Origin of the sequence: Moraxella marmotae (assembly GCF_042219885.1) — a bacterium.
GTDB classification, from domain to species: domain Bacteria; phylum Pseudomonadota; class Gammaproteobacteria; order Pseudomonadales; family Moraxellaceae; genus Moraxella; species Moraxella marmotae.
On the sequence record NZ_JBHJHR010000002.1, the window covers coordinates 159,959 to 179,071 of the forward strand.

20 protein-coding genes are annotated in these 19,113 nt (G+C 44.1%); 11 read left to right on the forward strand and 9 right to left on the reverse strand.

Annotated elements, in window-relative coordinates; all coding sequences use genetic code 11:
• Positions 1–274: 274 nt before the first annotated feature.
• Positions 275–1,963, reverse strand: coding sequence for an AMP-binding protein (locus ACFBZI_RS00970; protein WP_375714606.1), 1,689 nt, complete (start codon positions 1,961–1,963; stop codon positions 275–277).
• A gap of 346 nt (positions 1,964–2,309) precedes the next feature.
• Complete coding sequence (gene coaBC / locus ACFBZI_RS00975) at positions 2,310–3,545, reverse strand: bifunctional phosphopantothenoylcysteine decarboxylase/phosphopantothenate--cysteine ligase CoaBC (protein ID WP_375714607.1); 1,236 nt, start codon at positions 3,543–3,545, stop codon at positions 2,310–2,312.
• Positions 3,546–3,829: 284 nt separating this feature from the next.
• Here coaBC and nhaA point away from each other — a divergent pair, with 284 nt between their 5' ends.
• Positions 3,830–5,050, forward strand: coding sequence for a Na+/H+ antiporter NhaA (gene nhaA / locus ACFBZI_RS00980; RefSeq protein ID WP_375714608.1), 1,221 nt, complete (start codon positions 3,830–3,832; stop codon positions 5,048–5,050).
• Between the two features lie 146 nt (positions 5,051–5,196).
• Here the strand turns inward: nhaA and ACFBZI_RS00985 are convergent, their stop codons facing one another.
• Positions 5,197–6,255, reverse strand: coding sequence for an NAD(P)H-dependent flavin oxidoreductase (locus ACFBZI_RS00985; RefSeq protein WP_375714609.1), 1,059 nt, complete (start codon positions 6,253–6,255; stop codon positions 5,197–5,199).
• Between the two features lie 270 nt (positions 6,256–6,525).
• On the opposite strand from ACFBZI_RS00985, the gene ACFBZI_RS00990 reads away from it, so the two are divergent.
• The 4 genes from ACFBZI_RS00990 (at position 6,526) to ACFBZI_RS01005 (ending at position 8,499) form a co-directional block, all read left to right on the forward strand.
• Positions 6,526–7,005: an MliC family protein gene (locus tag ACFBZI_RS00990; protein WP_375714610.1), complete on the forward strand. Its 480-nt coding sequence runs from the start codon at positions 6,526–6,528 to the stop codon at positions 7,003–7,005.
• Between the two features lie 161 nt (positions 7,006–7,166).
• Positions 7,167–7,442 carry a hypothetical protein gene (locus ACFBZI_RS00995; protein ID WP_375714611.1) on the forward strand — a complete coding sequence of 92 codons (276 nt, stop codon included), beginning with the start codon at positions 7,167–7,169 and terminating at the stop codon, positions 7,440–7,442.
• 17 nt (positions 7,443–7,459) lie between these two features.
• Positions 7,460–7,807, forward strand: a complete 348-nt coding sequence (locus ACFBZI_RS01000; protein WP_375714612.1) for a hypothetical protein — start codon at positions 7,460–7,462, stop codon at positions 7,805–7,807.
• 236 nt (positions 7,808–8,043) lie between these two features.
• The gene (locus tag ACFBZI_RS01005) at positions 8,044–8,499 is read left to right on the forward strand and encodes a DUF2799 domain-containing protein (RefSeq protein WP_375714613.1); all 456 of its coding nucleotides are present in this window, start codon (positions 8,044–8,046) and stop codon (positions 8,497–8,499) included.
• A 90-nt stretch (positions 8,500–8,589) separates the two neighbouring features.
• On the opposite strand, the gene ACFBZI_RS01010 is transcribed toward ACFBZI_RS01005, so the two are convergent.
• From ACFBZI_RS01010 to ACFBZI_RS01025, 4 genes are all read right to left on the reverse strand, one after another.
• Positions 8,590–8,946, reverse strand: a complete 357-nt coding sequence (locus ACFBZI_RS01010) for an RnfH family protein (protein ID WP_375714614.1) — start codon at positions 8,944–8,946, stop codon at positions 8,590–8,592.
• The gene (locus ACFBZI_RS01015) at positions 8,943–10,019 is read right to left on the reverse strand and encodes a hypothetical protein (RefSeq protein WP_375714615.1); all 1,077 of its coding nucleotides are present in this window, start codon (positions 10,017–10,019) and stop codon (positions 8,943–8,945) included. Before ACFBZI_RS01015 ends, ACFBZI_RS01010 begins: the two co-directional genes overlap by 4 nt.
• A 191-nt stretch (positions 10,020–10,210) precedes the next feature.
• On the reverse strand, positions 10,211–10,906 hold the full coding sequence (locus tag ACFBZI_RS01020; protein WP_375714616.1) for a c-type cytochrome: 696 nt from the start codon (positions 10,904–10,906) through the stop codon (positions 10,211–10,213).
• Positions 10,907–11,225: 319 nt separating this feature from the next.
• A complete protein-coding gene (locus tag ACFBZI_RS01025; protein WP_375716279.1) occupies positions 11,226–11,477 on the reverse strand; it encodes a c-type cytochrome in 252 nt (83 codons plus the stop codon).
• 358 nt (positions 11,478–11,835) lie between these two features.
• Here ACFBZI_RS01025 and yihA point away from each other — a divergent pair, with 358 nt between their 5' ends.
• Genes yihA through ACFBZI_RS01040 form a run of 3 tightly spaced genes read left to right on the forward strand, consistent with a single transcriptional unit; the run spans position 11,836 to position 13,909 of the window.
• Positions 11,836–12,570, forward strand: a complete 735-nt coding sequence (yihA, locus tag ACFBZI_RS01030) for a ribosome biogenesis GTP-binding protein YihA/YsxC (protein WP_375714617.1) — start codon at positions 11,836–11,838, stop codon at positions 12,568–12,570.
• Positions 12,567–13,406 (forward strand): 16S rRNA (cytidine(1402)-2'-O)-methyltransferase, encoded by an 840-nt coding sequence (gene rsmI / locus ACFBZI_RS01035; protein WP_375714618.1) that lies wholly within the window; start codon positions 12,567–12,569, stop codon positions 13,404–13,406. Before yihA ends, rsmI begins: the two co-directional genes overlap by 4 nt.
• Before the next feature lie 56 nt (positions 13,407–13,462).
• Positions 13,463–13,909 (forward strand): GatB/YqeY domain-containing protein, encoded by a 447-nt coding sequence (locus ACFBZI_RS01040; RefSeq protein WP_375714619.1) that lies wholly within the window; start codon positions 13,463–13,465, stop codon positions 13,907–13,909.
• 75 nt (positions 13,910–13,984) lie between these two features.
• Here the strand turns inward: ACFBZI_RS01040 and ACFBZI_RS01045 are convergent, their stop codons facing one another.
• On the reverse strand, positions 13,985–14,242 hold the full coding sequence (locus ACFBZI_RS01045; protein ID WP_375714620.1) for a YfhL family 4Fe-4S dicluster ferredoxin: 258 nt from the start codon (positions 14,240–14,242) through the stop codon (positions 13,985–13,987).
• A gap of 249 nt (positions 14,243–14,491) precedes the next feature.
• On the opposite strand from ACFBZI_RS01045, the gene ACFBZI_RS01050 reads away from it, so the two are divergent.
• Both ACFBZI_RS01050 and ACFBZI_RS01055 read left to right on the forward strand, forming a co-directional pair.
• On the forward strand, positions 14,492–15,259 hold the full coding sequence (locus ACFBZI_RS01050; protein WP_375714621.1) for a DpnI domain-containing protein: 768 nt from the start codon (positions 14,492–14,494) through the stop codon (positions 15,257–15,259).
• Complete coding sequence (locus ACFBZI_RS01055; RefSeq protein ID WP_375714622.1) at positions 15,256–15,540, forward strand: hypothetical protein; 285 nt, start codon at positions 15,256–15,258, stop codon at positions 15,538–15,540. Before ACFBZI_RS01050 ends, ACFBZI_RS01055 begins: the two co-directional genes overlap by 4 nt.
• 96 nt (positions 15,541–15,636) lie before the next feature.
• On the opposite strand, the gene trhP is transcribed toward ACFBZI_RS01055, so the two are convergent.
• On the reverse strand, positions 15,637–17,085 hold the full coding sequence (trhP, locus tag ACFBZI_RS01060) for a prephenate-dependent tRNA uridine(34) hydroxylase TrhP (RefSeq protein ID WP_375714623.1): 1,449 nt from the start codon (positions 17,083–17,085) through the stop codon (positions 15,637–15,639).
• Positions 17,086–17,540: 455 nt separating this feature from the next.
• Between trhP and ACFBZI_RS01065 the strand changes: the two genes are divergently transcribed.
• Positions 17,541–19,112: an ABC transporter substrate-binding protein gene (locus ACFBZI_RS01065; RefSeq protein ID WP_375714624.1), complete on the forward strand. Its 1,572-nt coding sequence runs from the start codon at positions 17,541–17,543 to the stop codon at positions 19,110–19,112.
• Position 19,113: the final 1 nt, after the last annotated feature.

Genomic DNA, 19,113 nt, shown 5'->3' on the forward strand with positions numbered 1-19,113 from the left:
AATCTGTATTAATTTGCATAAATCCGCCAAAGCGAGATGATAAGCATTCAATCTAGCACAAATTATCCAATTGGACAAGTACCAAACCCGAATTATTATAGACAAAATCGGCAAAACATGGGCAAAGCACGCATAAACAAAATCCAACACAAAAAAAGCAAGCCTAAGCCTGCTTTTTTATTTTTAAACATTTGCTAAACACTTGCCAAAAATTACCAAGAAAAACTGGCAAAGTGTTTGGTATTTGATATTTTTGATGTTTAATATCTGGTATTTAGCCCAATTTTCGCAACTCTTTACGCAAAATTTTGCCAACATTGGACTTTGGCAGCTCGTCCACAAAGGCGATTTTTTTGGGGCGTTTGTAGCCTGTGAGCGTTTGTTTTGCCCATGCTTTGATGTCCGCTTCGCTCAAATTTGGGTCTTTTTTGACAATAAACACCTTGACCACTTCGCCACTATGCTCGCTTGGCACGCCGATTGCACCGCACTCTAGCACGCCAGCGTGGGCGGCGATGGCTTCTTCGACTTCGTTGGGATAGACATTAAAGCCAGAAACCAAAATCATGTCTTTTTTGCGATCGACAATCTTAAAATAACCCTGCTCGTCCATCACGCCAATATCGCCTGTTCGAAAATAGCCGTCAGCAGTCATCACTTTGGCGGTCTCGTCAGGCTGCTTCCAATAGCCTTTCATCACCTGCGGGCCTTTGGCACAAATCTCGCCAGATTCGCCTTGCGGTACTTCATTGCCATCATCGTCAAGCAGCACAATGTCGGTCGATGGAAATGGTACACCGATTTTGCCAGTATAGCTGCCCAAAGGATTAAAGGTCAGCACAGGCGATGTCTCGGATAAGCCATAACCTTCGATGATATAATTGCCAGTGATTTGCTCCCACGCTTCTGCCGTGCTTGGCAATACCGCCATGCCACCACCCAAAGAGATTTTTAGGTTGCTGTGATCCAATGCCTTAAATCCCTTATGGTGTGCCAAAGCGTTAAACAAAGTATTCACCGCTGGGAAAAATTGCGGACGGTATTTGGCAAATTGCTTGGTCAAATCATCAAAATCTCGTGCATTGGGAATCAACAGCAACGCAAAGCCCAGCCGCATGCCCAGCATCGTTACCATAAACGAAAAAATATGATACAGTGGCAACGCCACCGCCATATATTCGCCATGCTGATAAGGCTGCTCAAAGCCGCTTTTGACATAAGTCATGCACTGCTCGACATTGGCAATCAAGTTGCCATGTGTCAGCATCGCCCCTTTTGCCACGCCTGTCGTACCACCCGTGTACTGCAAAATCGCCACATCGTCCAACGACAGATTTGGTCTGGTATAAGGGTGGTTTTTCTTTAGAATATCTTTAAAATTAATCCTATTTGGAATACAAAAACTTGGCACCATTTTTTTGATATGGCGAACCACGGCATTAATCAGCACGCCCTTGATGCCCATCATATCGCCAATGCCTGTGGTAATCACATGGCGGATTTGCCCTTTATTTTTAACCTTTTCAAAGGTGTGAGCGAAGTTTTCAACGATAAACAGTACTTTGGCTTCAGAGTCGTTGAGCTGATGCTCAAGCTCGTGAGCGGTGTACAGCGGATTGACATTGACCAGTACCAAGCCTGCTCGTACAATGCCCATCATCACCGCCAAATATTGGGGCGTGTTGGGCATCATCACCGCCACTTTATCACCTGATGACAGCCCCAAGGACTGCAAATAGCCAGCGATTTGTTGGCTGATGGCGTCCAGCTCATCATAGCCGATATGCACACCCATAAAGGTAATGGCACGCTGACCACGATTGGCAGCAAAATTCACATCAAAAAAATCCAGTAGCGATGCCACACCATCAGGCATTTTAAGCCCAATGTCCAGCTGGTTTTTTTGATAAGTGGCTTGCCATGCTCTATCGACAGGCGTAACAAAAGCAGCGTAATCAGTCATTCTGTGTCCTTTGTGTGATTTTTTCAATCAACTGTTCAATTAAAATTAACAAACTAAAACTAACATTAACCAACAAATTAATAAACCAAGCCAAATCCATGCCAAGCAAATTGCCAGTAAATTACTAAGCAAATGACAAATGCATTTATCATAATTTACCCCAAGTTTAAGCAAAATGGCAAACGTCCATTGGGTTTTAGGCAATTGGCTTATAAACTACTCATCTTGTGCGTACTTGACAATGATTTTTTGTGAACCGATTTTCATGATTTTTCATTGACAAATATCGCAAATTGCTTTATGCAAAATAACAAAATCAAAATTTCAAACAAATGCCCACTCACCATCAATTGACGGCTTTTTTGGGCATGATTTTGGCAAGGCATGCCACCAATTGGGCGGCGATTGTCGCTTTGGTAGCCTTGGGCAATTGCACCAAAGGCTCATCATAACGCTCAGCAAAAAACACCGTCATGGCATTATCATCACTACCAAAGCCAATACTTTTATCTGACACATCATTTACAGCGATCATGTCTAGGTTTTTGGTGATAAGCTTGGCTTTGGCGTAATTTTCGGTATCTTGGGTCTCAGCGGCAAAACCCAGCGTCAAAAGCCTTGGGTAAGTCTTGGCAATCGTCGCCAAAATATCTGGATTTTTGATAAGTTCAAGCGTCATGGTGTCTTGATTGTGCGTTTTTTTGATTTTGTGATTGGCGATATTTGCCATCTTAAAATCCGCCACCGCCGCCGTCGCAATAAACACATCTGCCGCCTTGCAAGCGTCCATGCATGCAGTGAGCATCTCATCGGCCGTACCGACATTGAAACGCTCCACGCCATAAGGTGTCGGCAAAGCGACTCGCTTACCGCTAATCAGTACCACTTTTGCCCCTGCATCACGGCACGCCTGTGCCAAGGCATAGCCCATTTTGCCAGTTGAGTGGTTGGACAAATATCGCACAGGGTCAATCGGCTCTAAAGTCGCACCAGCGGTAATCACCACGGTTTTATTTGCCAAATGCTGCACCAAACGCTGACGAGTGATAAGCGCCAACACCTGCTGGCACAACTCTTCTGGCTCAGGCAACCTTCCTGCCCCCACATCGCCACACGCCTGCTCACCGCTGTCAGGCGTGATGATATGATAACCAAATCGCTTGAGTTTTGCCAAATTATCCTGCGTGGCAGCGTTGGCATACATCGCTTGATTCATCGCAGGGGCAAGCCATATCGGTGCGGTACTTGCCAAACAAACCGTGGTCACCAAATTATCCGCCAAGCCATTTGCCAATTTGGCAAGTGTATTGGCAGACGCTGGTGCAACCAAAATCATATCCGCCCACTTGGCAAGCTCAATATGCCCCATGCCACGCTCAGCTTCGGCGTCCAAAAGCTCGATATGCACCTGATGACCTGTCAGTGCCTGCAAGGTGAGCGGCGTAATAAATTCGCACGCTGCCGCCGTCATCATCACACGCACCTGACAGCCTGCCTTGATGAGCAGGCGTGCCAACACGGCAGACTTATAAGCAGCGATACCGCCTGTGATGGCAAGTAAAATCTTGGGGGAGTCGGTCATAGCAAACCCATTGGATAAATTACATCAAAATCAAAAATAAAAAAGGGCATTATACACGATAATGCCGTCATTGTTGGTGTAAATTATCACCCGCTGGGTTTATCGATAATCCACTACCCACCCAGCTGTTACATTTGTGAGAGAAAATGCCAAAAGTTTACAATATTGGGGTTTATTAATGACACATTTTTATGGTACAGTTGCCAATCTATACAATTTAGTTTTGGTATTTTGCGACGCTGCCACATCGCTACGCTGCCAGATACCCAAAAATAGGAATTGCCATGTTTGCACAAATCAAACGATTCTTGGAACTTGAAGCAGCTGGCGGCATCGTACTTGCCCTTGCTGCCATCGTTGCCATGATTGTTGCCAACTCGCCACTTAATGACTTGTATCATGCCTTTATCCATGCCCCTGTGGTGGTGCAGATTGGGCAATTTGCGATTGCCAAAGACGCTCATCATTGGATTAATGATGGCCTGATGGCGATATTTTTCTTTTTGGTGGGGCTTGAGCTAAAGCGTGAAGCCTTGGTCGGTGAGTTGTCCGATATTAAGCAGATTTTGATGCCTGCCTTGGCAGCTGTTGGCGGTATGATTGCTCCAGCACTGATTTATGTGCTGTTTAATTATGACAATCCAGCACAGCTGGCCGGCTGGGCGACGCCTGCTGCCACCGACATCGCTTTTGCACTGGGTGTGCTGAGTCTGCTGGGCAGTCGTGTACCAAATGCACTCAAGGTATTTTTGGCATCGATTGCCATTTTTGATGACCTTGGGGCGATTATCATCATTGCGTTGTTTTATACCAGTGATTTGTCCTTGGCATCGCTGGGCGTAGCGGCGGTTTGCTTTCCGTTTTTATTTTTGTTAAATAAAATGAATGTCGTGCGTCTGACGCCGTATTTGCTGATTGGCGTGGTTTTGTGGGCGGCATTGCTAAAATCTGGCGTGCATGCCACTTTGGCAGGCGTGTTGTTGGCATTTTTTATTCCACTGCGTAACAAAAAAGACCCTGAGCATTCGCCACTTGAAGAGCTTGAGCATGATTTGCATACGACGGTTGCCTTTGGGATTTTGCCTTTGTTCGCCTTTGCTAATGCTGGGATTTCGTTTGCTGGCACAGGCATTGACACCCTGTTGCACCCTGTGCCGATTGGCATCGCTGCAGGTTTGTTTATCGGCAAACAAATTGGCGTAATGGCGGCGGTGCTGTTTTGTCTAAAATTGGGTCTGGCAAACCTACCAAAAGGCACTAACCTTAAGCAAATTTATGGCGTTTCGCTGCTTTGCGGCATTGGTTTTACCATGAGTTTATTCATCTCTGGGCTGGCGTTTTTGGAAGTACCGACAGACTTCGATCCACGCTTGGGGATTATTCTAGGCTCGATTGTCTCTGGGATTGCTGGCTATGTGGTGCTGCGTGGTAGTATCGATAATGCCGATCACCCCACGCTTGCCAAAGATAACCACGAAGGCTTTATCCCTGATGCCAAATCATAATCAGTCAATTTATCGACAACAATAACAATCCAAATCCCAACAAAATAAGCCAGTGCTAATACTGGCTTATTTTCTTTTATATCCAATTGCCAAGTGGTTGATTTACCAATCAGCCAAATCGGCATTAGAATCAATCATCAATAAAGTCAATCAGCATGAGCATTTAAGCGTGCCACCAACTCCGCCCCCGTCTCATCTTGGCAATGATGCACATTGACGCCTGCCCACAGCGACATCAGCTCGGTATTGCCTGTTTGACCGCCATAAGCACGCAGTGATTTGGTCATGGCGTTGAGCGTTGGGTAAATTGGCACAGCATCGTGGCGAACCATACCGTCAAATTGGGCAAATTGCCGCATATAATCGGTTACTAGCCCACGAGCCAGCTTGCCAGAGTACAATCTGGTCAATGCCGTCTCGCCTGCTTTGGCAGCAAGTAGCCGAGATTGCCACGATTTGGCGATGACAGACTCAGCCGTGGTCAAAAATGCCGTCCCCACCGCCACCGCCGACGCCCCCAAATCCAAATAATGGCGTACGCTATCAGCTGTGGCGATACCACCTGCCGCCACCAATGGCAACGCATGACCTGCGTCCGCCAATGCCTGCCGACTGGCAACCAATAGCGGCTCCAGTGGCAGTGGCTCTGCTTCTTCATACAGCCAGCCGCCACGGTGTCCGCCTGCTTCCATGCCCTGCACAATCACCGCATCAGCACCGACATTTGCCCATGCGACCGCTTCATCGGGGTGATTGGCTGTACCGACCACCAGTGTACCAACCTTGTGTAACGCCGCCACTTGCTCTGTCGTTAAAATACCAAAAGTAAAGCCTGCCACTGGCACAGGATTGTTTAGCAGTACTGCAAATTGTTCATCAAAATCATAAGCAGGCCGACTGGCGACATCTGCCACAACGCCCAAGTTGTCATAAAAAGATACCAACCATGACGGCATCTTGCTGGCGAGTTTTTCGGTCAAATGTGTTGGCAAAACCATCAAATTCACCAAAAAACTGCCGCAATCTGCCGATTTTATTGCTCGAATCTGAGCATCAATCTGCTCAGCACTCATCATACCTGCTCCCAAAGACCCCAAAGCCCCTGCCTGACAAGCAGCAATCACAAAGTTGGCATCGCTCGCCCCTGCCATCGGTGCTTGGATAATTGGCGTTTTTAGGTTAAGTTTTTGTAAAAAATCATTCATAAAAATCTCCCTTTGATTGCTTAAATCATTTTAGGTAATAACAAATTGATAATAAATAAATTGATTGGATAATTTTGATATCAGTCCAGCAATCCTGTGTGCATTGATAACAATTTTTAACACAACTTACATCTTTGCTACAATTATTCGCAGTTTTATCATGCCATATTTGCATTTTTATATGATTTTTTATATTATAATAACTGCATCGCCATTGCAAGTTGATGGCTTGTTTTGTCAGATGACTTTTTAAAGACAATTGGGACAATTATGAAAAAACTGCTTATTGCTTCTACCGCCATCGCATTTGCCATCACTGGCTGTGCCAGCAATCCGATCAATGTCGCCAAAGACAAAGTGCAAAAACTGCAACACCGCAAACATGGCGAACACACACCAACTCAGCAAAATACGCAGCATGCCACCCCCAGCGACAAACTGACCACTGGCACACGCACAGACAAGCCAGTCGCCATCTATCAATGCGAGCAAAATGCCAATCTTATCGCCAAATATCTGCCTGCACAAAGCCGTGCCATCTTGACGGTCTATGCCCCAAGCTGGCAATTACACCACCAAGAAATCACCATGGAATCTGCGGTAACTGGCTCAGGCATGCGTTTTGTGAATAACACCAATCCGCACAGTGCTTATGAATGGCATGTTAAAGGTAGTGAAGGCATCTTGGGCGTTACCATTGACGGCAGTGAGTACACCTTGCACTGCCAAGCCACCGCCCAATCCATCTGATGATTGACTCATTTTAATCATCAAGCCAAATCAGCCCAAGAATGCCGATGTATGGATTGCATTTTTGGGCTTTTTGGTTTTTATAAATAAAATAATTGTGAAAAGATTGTTTTTTTTGATAAAATTGCACCAAATTCAAATGATTTTAGTAACATATCTTTATGATAATTACCAAAGCTGACAAGTTTGCAAGTTGGGGCGTGACTGCCGATGAGCTTTACGCTTATCGCAGCAAAATCAAAAACCTAACTTGGCTCATTCCTACAGATTTACTTTTTGGTGGTCAAAAAGGCATTTATGGCGGCAGAGGTTCTGGAGCATTTCACCATGAGCTTGGCGTGCTTATTGATAACAGCCAAAATTTACAAGAATTTCATGCTGGTTTAATAAAATTGGCTGAGCGCTGGAGTATTATTAATATACCATTAATAAAATAACTTAATAGGATTAAACAATGTATCGCATTTATATTGGATATTTTACCGAAACCAATGAAAACAAACTGCACGCCGCTTTTGATATTTATGGCGAATTTATGAAAGTGCTTGCCAAAGGTTATTTGGAAGATGGTTGTTTCGAAATGTACACCAAAAAGGACAGCTCTTGGTATTTTGATAGCTATGTTGCCTTGCAAAAACACTTACCTTTTCATGTTGATATAGAAAGACTTGAAAAACTTGACATAGATAATGTTTTTGGTGTTTTTTGGGTAAACTATGAAGAAGATCTTGTTTGCAAAAAAGGCAAAATATTAACGATTGTTGATGATTTTTATATTGACAAGTTTTTGTGGGAAGATTGATAAAACTTCAATTTCTGGTAAAACTGATTGTTTTTAATCATAAAATAAACTTATATATTTCTTTATATCTTAGACACGCCTGCACTCTATGATTGTGGGCGTGTATCACATAAGACACATCATCTCAATTTAAAAATCAAAACACCATCTTTATCAACATAATGATAATTGACAAGGCAACAATAATCACCTATGCTTATAAAACTTGTTTAACAACCAAACAAAATTGATAAACCATGAAAAAACAAACGCTATTTTTGGCATTAGGCTTACCCTTGATGCTTACTGGCTGTGCCACCATGCATAGCAATCAGCAGCCAGTGGATTGTGCTGCCGTCGATTGGCAAAGTCTTGGCGTGGCTGATGGTCAAGCTGGTCGCTACCCTTATGAAATCACACGCCATCAAAAAAGCTGCCCCATGCTTGCCATCACGCCTGATGTTATCAAAACTTGGGAAGAAGGTCGGCAAATTGGACTAAAACAATACTGCACCAAAGCCTACGCCTACCAAATCGGTCAGCGTGGTGAGTCACTGAACCAAGTCTGCCCAGAAGACGGCTTGTTAGAAATCCAACAATCGCACGCACTGGGCTATCAGCAATACTACCGTCAATCGCAGCTCAACCGTGATTGGCTGTATCCGTTTTATCAGCCGTGGTATGTGCCGATGCCGTATCGCTATTGGCGGTAGTGGTGATTAAATTGTTAAAATCCAAACCAAAAAAAAAGCAGAAAACCCCAATTTTCTGCTTTTTGTTTGTCAAATTAAAATCAATAGCGATTAAACGCTGGGATTGACCTTAGCCAATTTAGCAATTTTGGCGGCTTGCTTGGATAACACCTTTCGCTTACCCATCGGATCAATCGTCAAGGCACGATAAATTTCCACACGATCGCCATCTTGTAACACCGTGTTTAGTGATTTTTTTTGGCTAAAAATACCGACATACCACGCTTTATGGTTGGGTTCATCGTCCTTATGCGTCTGACACCAAGCCCAAAACTCAGCAAAATCCTGATCGTGTATCCAGCCACTTGCCGCCAACGCATCATAAATGCAGCTGCCTGCCGCCAGCTCAAGCTCGGTATAATACTGCCTGTTCGTCTGTGAAACGCAAGCGATGGCAATTCTCATCATGCCACCCACTCAAGCACCAAGCCAACGATGGCAACCAGTACCGCCACTGGCACGACAATCCGCACTAGCACACGCCAAAGATTATAACGCAGCTCGCTGGATAAGTTAAAAGTTTTTCTCAAGTGGCTGATTTTCATCACAAAACCAGAGAACACCGCCAACAAAAGCACAGCCACAAGGCTTAGGCAAATCATCAAAATCAGCAAGAACTTGGCTGGTATCAGACCAAACGCCAACGCCAGCACTGGCACCACAACCACAGCAATCAGCAGGCCAAAGCGAGCCGACAACTGCGTCCACACATAATACAGCAAAAATGCCGAAATCAGCAACATACCCAGACTTGTGGCGATAAACGATGGCGTATTAACCAACGCACTGCCTGCCAAAATCGCCAACGAACCAAAAATCAGCTGCGTAAACCAAATTGGCAAAATATAGCCTGCCAAAGATTTTTTGGTGTGCATCAGACTTGGTGTCGTCGCCATACCGCCAAACCAATACAGCCCAGTCCCTACGCCAACACACAATAACGCCAACACAACCGCACGAGACCACTCGCCCAAGCTGACATCGGTCATCACAGGCACGCTCACCGAGCTATCAAACACCGACCACAGCGAACCTGCCAAAATCAGCAGCACACCGATAAACAACAGCCGTGTTCTTAATAAACTCAAAATCAATGCCATCACCGTCAAGCCTGCGGTAATGCCCATCACTGGCACATCTTGCACCATCGACGAATAAGACATCGCCAAACCTTGAGCGATACGCCCTGAAATGCTGGCACTAGTCAGCAACGCCACAAGCACCGACAACACCGCAAAACCACGCCAAACCAAACTGGCATCTGCTTCACGGGTTAGCTTTTGCATGCCTTGCCACGGCGTATCGCCTGAGCGTGCCGACAAAGCAAACTCAGCAAACAGCACTGGCAACCCCACCAACGCCATCGCCAGTAGCCAAAGCAGCCAAAAATCCAGCTCTCGTGCCATATTCGGTGCAATTTGCCCAACAAATAACAGCGGCAAGGCACACGCCACAAAAAACACGGTATATCGATGTTGCATAGTTTTTACCATAGAAATTTATAAATACTTATAGATACTTTTGATATTTGCAGTATTGTAACACAAAAACGCACCAAGTATAAAAGTGTAAACTCTTCACCCGCGCACAATAAAACCCCAAAGGTTAAAATTTAACTTTTGGGGTTTTTGCATCATTTCACCAATGGCATCGCACGGACACCAAAAGCAAATCAGTGAACCGCTGACAAAAATTCAGACAAAATCTTAATGTCGTTATCAGACAAGCGAGCAGCAACCATCTGCATCATGCCTTTTTCGCCTTTTTTGGCGGCGTCATTGGTACGCACTTCTGAATCCATTGATACTTCATCTTCACGACCTGCGGCACGGAACAGTTTTAGCTGAGTTGCCAAATAAGTCGCATGCTGACCGCCCAAGCGTGGGAAACCAGCGAACGCATTGCCCATGCCTTTTGGATCATGACAGCCTGCACATGGAATCACGCCACGAGTTTTGTCGCCGCCAAGGTACAATTTGCTTGCTTGGGCGGCAGTGGCTTTGTTGCCATAGCCTGGTGTCCATGGATCTTGGCTGGCATAGTAGCCTGCAAGGTTGGCAAGGTCTTGCTGAGTTAGGCCTGCCAACTGTGCTTCCATGATACCGTTGCGGCGTGCTTTGGTCTTAAAGTCCACCAACTGCTTATATAGGTATTTGACATTTTGACCACCAAGGTTTGGTTGGGCTGGGGCGACACTTACACCGTTAGCACCATGGCAGGCAGCACAATTAACATCAACGATTTTTTTACCTGCTTCGATATCATAGGCAGGCACAGGATAGGTAAAAGCATAAGCCGACAGACTGGCAAAACCAATCCCTGTTGCTAAAGCGAATTTGGCTAAAGTTGATTTTTTTGCAGGTTTCATAACAATTTCCTACTAACTTGGCTAAGTCTTGGGTGATGTTGTGGGCTGAATTTTGTCCAAAATCCAACGCATCATTTTATTTTTAAAAACCAATCATGGTATCAGCTGAATAACACTTGCTATTATAGCAAGAGTTGGCTAAATTTTCCTACAAAAATTGTGGTTTTAGTAACATTTTTTTAAAAAAATCGTGATTTTTTGGCAAATTTGGGCAAAAAATCGACTGTTTGCCAAAAATCGGTGGGATTTGTCAAGATTAACGCCCATTGAATACGCCAACGATATGCCAACAATACACCAATAACATACCAAAATGTTATCATCGGCTCATATAATCAATCAAATCTGCAAAATCTTTATCGCTGCAACTTTGGCACAGCCCCATCGCTGGCATTTGCGGCATGCCTTGGCGAGTCGATTTTACCAGTTTTTCGATGCCTTTTTGGGATTTGAGTTGTTGCCATGTGGCGGTGTCGCCTTTTTTAGGGGCATCAAACGCCCCAGTATCATGGCACGCCGCACAGCTTTGCTCATAGGTTTTGCCAATATCGGCTTGCACATGGACACTCATCACGCCCAACGCCAACGCACCTGCCATCATTAATGTTGTTGTTTTCATAAAAACTCAAAGTTTACCAATGGTGGGTTTATTATTGATGTTTTTGGATATGATTACAAGTGGATTTTGGTAATCAAATTGATAACGCCGTGTTAAAAACTGGCAAAATCGGCATGATTAAGCGGCGATTGAGTGTATAAATGGGCATTTAATCAGCGTATAAATCGGCTTTTAAATTCACCACACGACAAAATATGATAGCCGTGCTGGTATTGACAAGTAAATTATGATGCCAAAAGCGGCAAATATCGCTATTTTTGAGCTTTCATGATACACTAGCCGATGATTGTTATCATGATGATTATTTGATATGAATAGCCAAGATTTTTTAAAAAAAATTCAGCAAACCGAATTTTTATTATCCGCACCGACCTTTCGGCTTTGCCCTGATGATGTCGGTTTTGAAGTGGCATTTGCAGGACGCTCAAATGCTGGCAAATCGTCTGCCATCAACACCATCACTCACCAAAAGCAGCTGGCACGCTCATCAAAAACGCCCGGCCGCACACAGATGATTAACTTTTTTACCGTCGGCAGTCCCCAATCTCGTATTGTCGATTTGCCCGGTTATGGCTACGCCGCCGTCCCTGAGAGCATGAAAATCAAATGGCAAAAAGAGCTGGAAGAATATCTGGTTTCTCGCAAATCCTTGGTTGGGCTGGTGCTGATGACCGACATTCGCCACCCGCTCAAATATTTTGATGAACAAATGCTACATTGGGCAAAAGATGGCAATCTGCCTGTGCATGTGCTTTTGACCAAAGCCGATAAGCTCAAGCGTGGTGCACAAAAAGCCGCCCTACTTGCCACCAAAAAACAGCTACAAGCCTTAGAGCTGCCATTTAGCATTCAGCTGTTTTCGGCACTCAAAAAACAAGGCATTGATGAGCTTGCCGATGTGCTGGGCGATTGGCTGCATTTGGCGGAGCCAGTTTTGGACGAAAATTTGGCAAATGCTGATAGCCAAGATAATTTGGATAATTTGGACAATCCTTCCAACGCCAATCATTCCAACAACAATCATCATGACGGTGAAACATCATGAGCGGTGTGCTATATATTGTCGCCACGCCCATCGGCAATCTGGGCGATATGACCGCCAGAGCCATTGACACACTAAAATCTGCCGATATTATCGCCTGCGAAGACACTCGCACATCAGGCAAATTACTGAGCTTTTTTAATATCAATACGCCAACCATCGCCTATCATGAGCATAACGCCGACAGCCAAACCCAAAAACTGATTGACAAGCTGACGGCTGGGCAATCCATCGCCCTAATCAGTGATGCTGGTACGCCCTTGGTGTCAGACCCCGGATTTCGCTTGGTCAAGGCGGCACATAATGACGGCATCACGGTCGTGCCAATCGTTGGGGCTTGTGCGATGATTGCAGCATTATCGGCGGCAGGTTTGCCATCGGATAAATTCAGTTTTATCGGCTTTTTGCCTGCTAAGTCACACGGCCGCATCAAGACACTGCAGGCTTGGCAAGCACGCACCGAGACGCTGATTTTTTATGAAGCACCGCACCGCATCATTGACAGCCTAAGCGATATGGTTGCCGTCTTTGGTGCCAAAAGGCAAGCCGCCCTGTGCCGTGAGCTGACCAAAACCTTTGAAACCATCAAAAAACTGCCTTTGGGCGAGTTGCTCGATTTTGTCCAAAATGACGGCAATCAACAAAAAGGAGAAATTGTTTTGGTGGTCGCAGGCAGCACTGACGAGCATCAAGCACAAGATTATGACGATTGGTTGCTGCGTATCGCCAAAGAGCTGCCGCCCAAAAAAGCCGCTGGCATCGTCGCCGATGTGCTGGGGCTAAAAAAATCTGCCGTCTATGATCGCCTGATGGCACTACAAAATCAGCCATCTTATTAATAGTTTGATTAGTTTAATTAATTATTTAAATTTACCACAGATTAAAGGAGTCTATTATGACGCTAAAAAATTCACTCACCGAAGCGGTAAAAACTGCAATGAAAGCCCGTGAAATGGACATTGTCAAAATCCTACGCAATGTGCAAGCAGTAATCAAAAAAGTAGAAATCGACAACCAAACCGAGCTTGATGATAAGGCAGTGTTAGAATTACTACAAAAACAAATCAAACAAAGACAAGAATCTTTGGAAATTTATCAAGCCAATGGCCGTGAAGATTTGGCCGCCAAAGAGCAGCTGGAGATTGAAGTGATTGGTCAGTTTTTGCCAGCACAGCTTGACGAATCGGCACTGACCGCCATCATCGCTGCCGCCATCAGCGAGCTAAACGCTGAAGGCATGAAAGATATGAGCAAAGTGATGAATCTGGTCAAAGAACAAACGGTCGGTCAAGCCGATCCTTCGGTGATTTCAGGCTTGGTCAAAAAAGCTCTAACTGCTTGATTTTATTATTTTAAATTGACAAAAACGCATCTGGGTGAAAGATGCGTTTTTTTGTTTTGGTGGATAAATTATCAACTATTTATTCCAAATCTTTTTGTATTTTGCCAACAGCTCATCTGGCGTTTCGGCTCGCTCATCGTCTTTGATGATGCAATCAATCGGGCAGACTTTATCACAGGTCGGCTCATCATAAAAACCCACGCACTCGGTACATAGATCTGGATTGATGACATAGGTTTTTTGACCTTTTTGGTCATAGCTGATGGCATCGTTTGGGCATTCTGGCTCGCAGATGTCACAGTTGATGCAGTCGGTGGTGATTTTTAGTGCCATAGTGTGGGGTTTGTATTATATTTTAATTATTTGTAGCGTATGCCTTTAATTTTCATTGCTTACAATCTGTGTTAGAATTAGCGAGTAGTATCATTGATCTTTAAACCGTAAATTTTAGTATTGATGCAATATACATCATCAAGAACGATCTCTTTATCAACATGACCAATCTTCATCTTACGATTGTGGCAAGTGTTTCGATAATTTCAATTTGAAATGTTTTTGACATGATAAAAACTTAGACAGTTTATGAACCTTTATTTTAACACAAAATTGGCAGAAAATTATAAAAGCCCTGCCCAGATTATTCGTATTCTCACCGAAGATTGGCTCATTCATAATGTCTATTGTCCTTGCTGCGGAGCATTTCCTGTCAATGCTTTTAACAACAATAAGCCTGTGGGCGATTTTTATTGCTCTTTGTGCGCAGAGCAATTTGAGCTAAAAAGTAAAAATAGTAAAACATTGGGTAAAAGTGTTGCCGATGGTGCTTATCACACCATGATTGAGCGTATCAATTCTGATACCAATCCAAATTTTTTCTTCTTAAATTACAGCAAACATGATTATTCTGTCAAAAATTTGGTCATTGTACCCAAGCACTTTTTTACATCTGACATCATTATTCCCAGAAAAAATGGTATCCCCAATCGCCCCAATTATATCATGTGTTCAATTAATACAGCCGCATTGCCCAATAATGGTAAAATTAGCATCATCAATCAAGGGCAAATTGTCGCTCAAGAAAAGGTATTGGAACAATGGCAGCAAAATTTCTTTTTGCGAAACATGAAAAAAGAAAACAAGGGCTGGCTTTTGACCATCATGAATTATTTGGATAAAATCCCCAATGGTGAATTTTCACTCAAACAAATCTATGACTTTGAGCCTGAGTTGGCACAAAAATATCCAAATAATAACCACATTAAAGATAAAATCCGCCAACAATTACAGTTTTTACGAGATAAAGGTATGATTGAATTTTTGGGCAGTGGTCGTTATCGCAAGGTGATATGATGAGTTTGATTTTTGATATTCATGAATTTAATAAGTTAAAAATGATGAATGTTGCAAATACCTTCTCAAGTAAGATAGATTTTGAGCAACAAGAATGGCACTTTATACTATCGCCCAATAAAGACCTAGATGTTAAAATCAGCTATTTATTTCAATTTGACCGCTTAGAAAATGATACTGTAGAAGTGTATTATAATGGCGTAGATGAATCTACATTACGCTATGATATTTTGGCTTTGGCTCAATACCACATACAAGATTTGAAATATCAACTAAATTAGTTGCAATCACTTATTTTATGAAAAACAGCGGCAATTTCACCAATCAGGTTACTCTTGCCGCCTGCCCATTTTAATAATGGTTTCATCAATTACCCACTAAGTATAAATCGGCTCACTCACGCTTTTCATCACCAACGCAAATTGCAGATCGTCAGCAGCGATGTCATTGAAGGGATTTTTGATTTTGGCAATCCAGCCAGAGCCTAACGCCCCATCGATGCTGGCATCTTTTTTGTCCCACATTTCGGTCAGTTTATAGGTAAGATTGCCTTTTGGTGTCATGATTTCAATATCATCGCCGACCATCAGTTTGTTCTTAATCGACAGCGTCAAAAACTCATCGCTCACTTCGCTCACTTCAGCGACGAACTGCTGATGATCGGTCTTTGATGAGCCGTATTCATAATTTTGATAATCCGAATGCACATGGCGGCGTAAAAAACCTTCGGTATAGCCACGATTAGCAAGCCCATCAAGAGCGGTAATCAGACTGGTATCAAACGGCTTGCCTGCCACAGCATCGTCGATGGCACGGCGGTACACTTGAGCGGTGCGAGCAACATAATAATGCGACTTGGTACGCCCTTCGATTTTTAAAGAATGCACGCCCATATTAACCAAATCAGGGACTAGCTCCACCGCACGCAAGTCCTTAGAGTTCATGATATAAGTGCCATGCTCATCTTCATACATCGCCATCAGCTCGCCTTTGTGGCCTTGCTCTTCGATTAGCACCACTTCATCGGACGGTTTTTGGACATAATCATCACCCATCACCACATCGCCGTTGAGATTGACCGTGCCGATGGCGTTGTCTTGGGCGGCTTGATTGGGGATAAACACCTGCGGATTTTCTTGGGTATTTTGCACAGGGACGATGTCGCCTGTCTCATTTTCCACCGCTTGATAAGTATTATACGACCAGCGGCAGGCATTGGTGCAAGTACCTTGGTTGGCATCACGCTTATTGATATAACCAGACAGCAGACAGCGTCCAGAATACGCCATGCACAACGCCCCATGGACAAACACTTCAATCTCCATATCAGGGACTTCTGCGATGATTTGTTCGATTTCTTTGAGTGATAATTCACGGCTGACAATCACACGGCTCACGCCCATTTGTTGCCAAAATTTCACCGTCGCCCAGTTCACGGCATTGGCCTGCACCGATAAGTGAATCGCCTGCTCAGGGAAGGCTTCTCGCACCATCATAATCATGCCAGCGTCCGACATGATGAGTGCGTCAGGCTTCATCTCAATCACAGGGCGAATGTCTTCGATAAAAGTTTTTAGCTTGGCGTTATGGGCTTGGATATTGACCACCACATAAAACTTCTTGCCAAGCGAATGGGCATAAGCGATGCCCTTGGCAAGGTTTTCTTCATCAAAATCGTTATTTCGCACACGCAAAGAATAGCGTGCCTGCCCTGCATAGACAGCGTCCGCCCCATAAGCAAAGGCGTATTGCATATTCTTAAAAGTGCCTGCTGGGCAAAGCAGCTCGGCTTTTTGGGTGGGTTTGTCCAAATGTTCGGTGGTCATAAGATTGCCTGTATTGGTCATTTTTTTCATATCAAATTTAATGTCAAATTGTGCCTATTATAGCAAATTTTGGACTCAGATGGTTAAAATCCTTGGGCAATTCTCCGTTTTGTGGCATTTTGATGCGATAAAATTCTGCGGCATTGGGCGGTTTTTGATTGGTAATGTTAATTGGCGTTAATTGATGGTTTTTAACTGATGACATCAAGCCATTTTTAACTTTTAATCAATTTGGCAGCTTGGTTTGATGATTTGCCTGACGGCTTATTTGGTTATTTATTTGATTTTTTTATCATATTTTTAATTTTTACTTTCTTAATAAAAAAAACAAATAATATAATTTTATTTTTATCATAGATGTGGTATATTATTGAGCAAATTATTATAATATTACATTTTGCACTGTTGAGAGATTATTTTAGAGTATTGTTTTTGTTATTTTTTTAGAGATTATTATGAAAAAACTCATTCCTGTGGTGGTGATTATTGGTATCATCGCCTTAATTGTGGCACTGATTAACCGCCCCAACCCACATCAGCAAACCACTACCCAAAACACCAGTGATGGCGATGATAAACAAACGCTCACCGTGGTAACGCCTTGGGAGCTGACTTCCACCGATCCCAGCACTTCAGGTTTTATTTATCAGCGACTGGGCATCGCTGAGACTTTGGTTGATGTCGATGAACAAGGCAAGCTGATACCTGCTTTGGCAAGTGATTGGCACAGCGACGATCATGGCAAAACTTGGTATTTTCGCCTGCGTGATGGTATCAAATTCCACGATGGCAGCACTTTGGACAGCGATGCAGTGGTCAATGCCCTAACCATTGCCCTAGGCAAACCAACCGCACTGGAATCGGCACATATCCAAGCCATCAACGCCACCGATGCCGACACCGTGCAATTTGTCCTACAATCACCACTGCAAGCATTCCCTGCTTATTTGGCACACGCCACCGCCATTATCCTATCACCAAAGGCTTATGATGCAAAAGGCGAAGTTGCCCAAGTTATCGGCACAGGTGCTTATCAGGCCACGCTCATTGAGCCGCCACAAAAGGTGGAGCAAGTGGCTTTTGATGGCTATTGGGGACAAAAAGCACACATCAAGCACATCACTTATCTGGCAAACTCTCGCAGCGAATCACGCACACTGCTTGCCCAAAGCAGCCCAAACCATCTGGTATATAACCTTGATGCAGCAAGTCTGGCACGCCTGCAAGCTGATGACAATTTGCAAGTGCATACCAAATCCATCGCTCGCACCATTCAATATAAAGTCAATGCCAAAGCCGCTCCATTTGATGATGTCAAAGTGCGTCAAATCCTAAGCCAAGCCATCGATCGCCAAGGCATCAGCGAATCTATTCTACAAATCGACGGCGGCATGGCAGAGCAGATTTTGCCGCCATTATTTGCCGATTGGCAGCTTGATTTGTCCCACAAAAAACCAGATTATGACGCACTCAAGCAAGCACTGTTTGAGCTGGGCTTTAGCCAAAATGCCGAAGGCAAACTGCTAGACAGCCACGGCAAGCCTGTCAAATTCACCCTAAAAACTTTCTCTGATCGCCCTGAGTTGCCTTTGGTTGCCACCGCATTGCAGGCACAATTTGCCAAGCTGGGTATCGATGTCGATGTCGCCATTGGCAATTTTTCGGACATTCCTGCATCGCACCAAAACGGCACATTACAAATGGCACTGTACGCACGCAATTATGGGCTAATCCCCGATCCTATCGGCACGCTGATGGAAGATTTTGACGCCAAAGGCAGCGACTGGGGCGTGATGAATTGGCAAAATCCAACTTTGACCACTTTATTAACCCAACTCAATAACGGTCAAGGCGGCGAGAGTAACGACATCGCCACCAAAAAACAAATTTCGCAAATTATCCACGATGAACAGCCCATCACGCCGATTGTGTATTATCAGCAACAAGTGGTTGCCAATAAAAAGTTGAGCGGCGTAACCTTAGATCCTTTTGAGCGTCATTTTCATCTAAATCAGCTGTCGTGGTAAC

What these genes read in the sequence shown, in the direction of transcription:
- ACFBZI_RS00970 (WP_375714606.1), bottom strand. Translation starts at nt 1,963, where the DNA reads ATGACTGATTACGCTGCTTTTGTTACGCCTGTCGATAGAGCATGGCAA.
- coaBC (WP_375714607.1), bottom strand. Translation starts at nt 3,545, where the DNA reads ATGACCGACTCCCCCAAGATTTTACTTGCCATCACAGGCGGTATCGCT.
- nhaA (WP_375714608.1), top strand. Translation starts at nt 3,830, where the DNA reads ATGTTTGCACAAATCAAACGATTCTTGGAACTTGAAGCAGCTGGCGGC.
- ACFBZI_RS00985 (WP_375714609.1), bottom strand. Translation starts at nt 6,255, where the DNA reads ATGAATGATTTTTTACAAAAACTTAACCTAAAAACGCCAATTATCCAA.
- ACFBZI_RS00990 (WP_375714610.1), top strand. Translation starts at nt 6,526, where the DNA reads ATGAAAAAACTGCTTATTGCTTCTACCGCCATCGCATTTGCCATCACT.
- ACFBZI_RS00995 (WP_375714611.1), top strand. Translation starts at nt 7,167, where the DNA reads ATGATAATTACCAAAGCTGACAAGTTTGCAAGTTGGGGCGTGACTGCC.
- ACFBZI_RS01000 (WP_375714612.1), top strand. Translation starts at nt 7,460, where the DNA reads ATGTATCGCATTTATATTGGATATTTTACCGAAACCAATGAAAACAAA.
- ACFBZI_RS01005 (WP_375714613.1), top strand. Translation starts at nt 8,044, where the DNA reads ATGAAAAAACAAACGCTATTTTTGGCATTAGGCTTACCCTTGATGCTT.
- ACFBZI_RS01010 (WP_375714614.1), bottom strand. Translation starts at nt 8,946, where the DNA reads ATGATGAGAATTGCCATCGCTTGCGTTTCACAGACGAACAGGCAGTAT.
- ACFBZI_RS01015 (WP_375714615.1), bottom strand. Translation starts at nt 10,019, where the DNA reads ATGCAACATCGATATACCGTGTTTTTTGTGGCGTGTGCCTTGCCGCTG.
- ACFBZI_RS01020 (WP_375714616.1), bottom strand. Translation starts at nt 10,906, where the DNA reads ATGAAACCTGCAAAAAAATCAACTTTAGCCAAATTCGCTTTAGCAACA.
- ACFBZI_RS01025 (WP_375716279.1), bottom strand. Translation starts at nt 11,477, where the DNA reads ATGAGTGTCCATGTGCAAGCCGATATTGGCAAAACCTATGAGCAAAGC.
- yihA (WP_375714617.1), top strand. Translation starts at nt 11,836, where the DNA reads ATGAATAGCCAAGATTTTTTAAAAAAAATTCAGCAAACCGAATTTTTA.
- rsmI (WP_375714618.1), top strand. Translation starts at nt 12,567, where the DNA reads ATGAGCGGTGTGCTATATATTGTCGCCACGCCCATCGGCAATCTGGGC.
- ACFBZI_RS01040 (WP_375714619.1), top strand. Translation starts at nt 13,463, where the DNA reads ATGACGCTAAAAAATTCACTCACCGAAGCGGTAAAAACTGCAATGAAA.
- ACFBZI_RS01045 (WP_375714620.1), bottom strand. Translation starts at nt 14,242, where the DNA reads ATGGCACTAAAAATCACCACCGACTGCATCAACTGTGACATCTGCGAG.
- ACFBZI_RS01050 (WP_375714621.1), top strand. Translation starts at nt 14,492, where the DNA reads ATGAACCTTTATTTTAACACAAAATTGGCAGAAAATTATAAAAGCCCT.
- ACFBZI_RS01055 (WP_375714622.1), top strand. Translation starts at nt 15,256, where the DNA reads ATGATGAGTTTGATTTTTGATATTCATGAATTTAATAAGTTAAAAATG.
- trhP (WP_375714623.1), bottom strand. Translation starts at nt 17,085, where the DNA reads ATGACCACCGAACATTTGGACAAACCCACCCAAAAAGCCGAGCTGCTT.
- ACFBZI_RS01065 (WP_375714624.1), top strand. Translation starts at nt 17,541, where the DNA reads ATGAAAAAACTCATTCCTGTGGTGGTGATTATTGGTATCATCGCCTTA.